1 protein-coding gene is annotated in these 1,210 nt (G+C 70.7%); it reads left to right on the top strand.

The features are described 5' to 3' along the window. Nucleotides 1-165 precede the first annotated feature (165 nt). Nucleotides 166-1,149 (top strand): ABC transporter permease, encoded by a 984-nt coding sequence (locus tag AC27VN_RS41860; RefSeq protein ID WP_093345771.1) that lies wholly within the window; start codon nt 166-168, stop codon nt 1,147-1,149. Nucleotides 1,150-1,210 lie beyond the last annotated feature (61 nt).

Raw genomic sequence — 1,210 nt, 5'->3', positions numbered from 1 at the left:
CGACCACTGGTACAGCCCCTACGCGCATGCCGACCTGGCGGCGCGCAATGCCGGCTTCCAGCAGTACCTGGACTGGGAGATCGGCCTCGTGGCCCAGCTCGAGCGCGAAGGCGACGTGGGCATCCGGCTGGTCGCGCCCGCCACGGCCGACGCGGCGGTGGCGCCATGAACCTGCGAAGCGCCGGCCGAACCCTGGTGCGCACGGCCTGGCAGGCCGTGCCGACCGTGATCGGCGTCATCCTGCTGAACTTCGTGCTGATGCAGCTGATCCCGGGCGATGCCGCCGACGTGGTGGCGGCCGAATCGGGCTCGGCCACGGCCGAGAGCATGGCGCAGCTGCGCGCCCACTTCGGCCTCGACCTGCCGGTGCTGCAGCAGCTCGGCAGCTACCTCTACAACCTCTCGCACGGCAGCCTCGGCGTTTCGCCGCGCTACAACATGCCGGTGGTGGCGCTGATCGGCGCGCGCCTGGGCAACACGCTGCTCTTGATGCTCACCGCGCTGGGCTTCGCGCTCGCCATCGGCATCGCGCTGGGCACCATCATGGCCACGCGCGTGGGCCGCTGGCAGGACCGCACGCTCTCGGTGCTGGCGCTGCTGCTGTACTCCACGCCGGGCTTCTGGCTCGGGCTGATGGCGATCGTGCTGTTCTCGGTGCACCTGGGCTGGCTGCCCACCGGCGGCAGCGAGACCATCGGCGCGGGCTACACCGGGCTGAAGCACGCGGTCGACGTGGCGCGCCACCTGGTGCTGCCCGCGCTCGCGCTCGCGGGCTTCTACATCGCCATCTTCTCGCGGCTCACGCGCGCCGCCATGCTCGAGGTGTCGCGCCAGGACTTCGTGCGCACCGCCGAGGCCAAGGGCCTGCATCCGTGGACCGTCACGATGCGCCACGTGTTGCGCAACGCGCTGATCCCGGTCACCACCGTGGCCGGCATGCACCTGGGCACCCTGCTCGGCGGCGCGGTGGTGGTCGAGACCGTCTTCAGCTGGCCCGGTCTCGGCCGGCTGGCCTTCGACTCGGTGGCCGGGCGCGACTACACGGTGCTGCTCGGCGTGCTGCTGATGTCCTCGCTGCTGGTGATCGTGGCCAACATGCTGGTCGACCTGCTGCACGCGCTGCTCGATCCGCGCATCCAGGTGCGCTGAGTTCCGCGCGCGCACCGCTTCACGCTCTTCTGGTTCCTCACCGATGTCCACTCCCTTCCTG

Source organism: Variovorax sp. 20P10.2.4, from assembly GCF_058244205.1.
The sequence above is the reverse complement of the archived record's forward strand: the minus strand, read 5'-3'. Positions and strand labels throughout refer to the sequence as shown.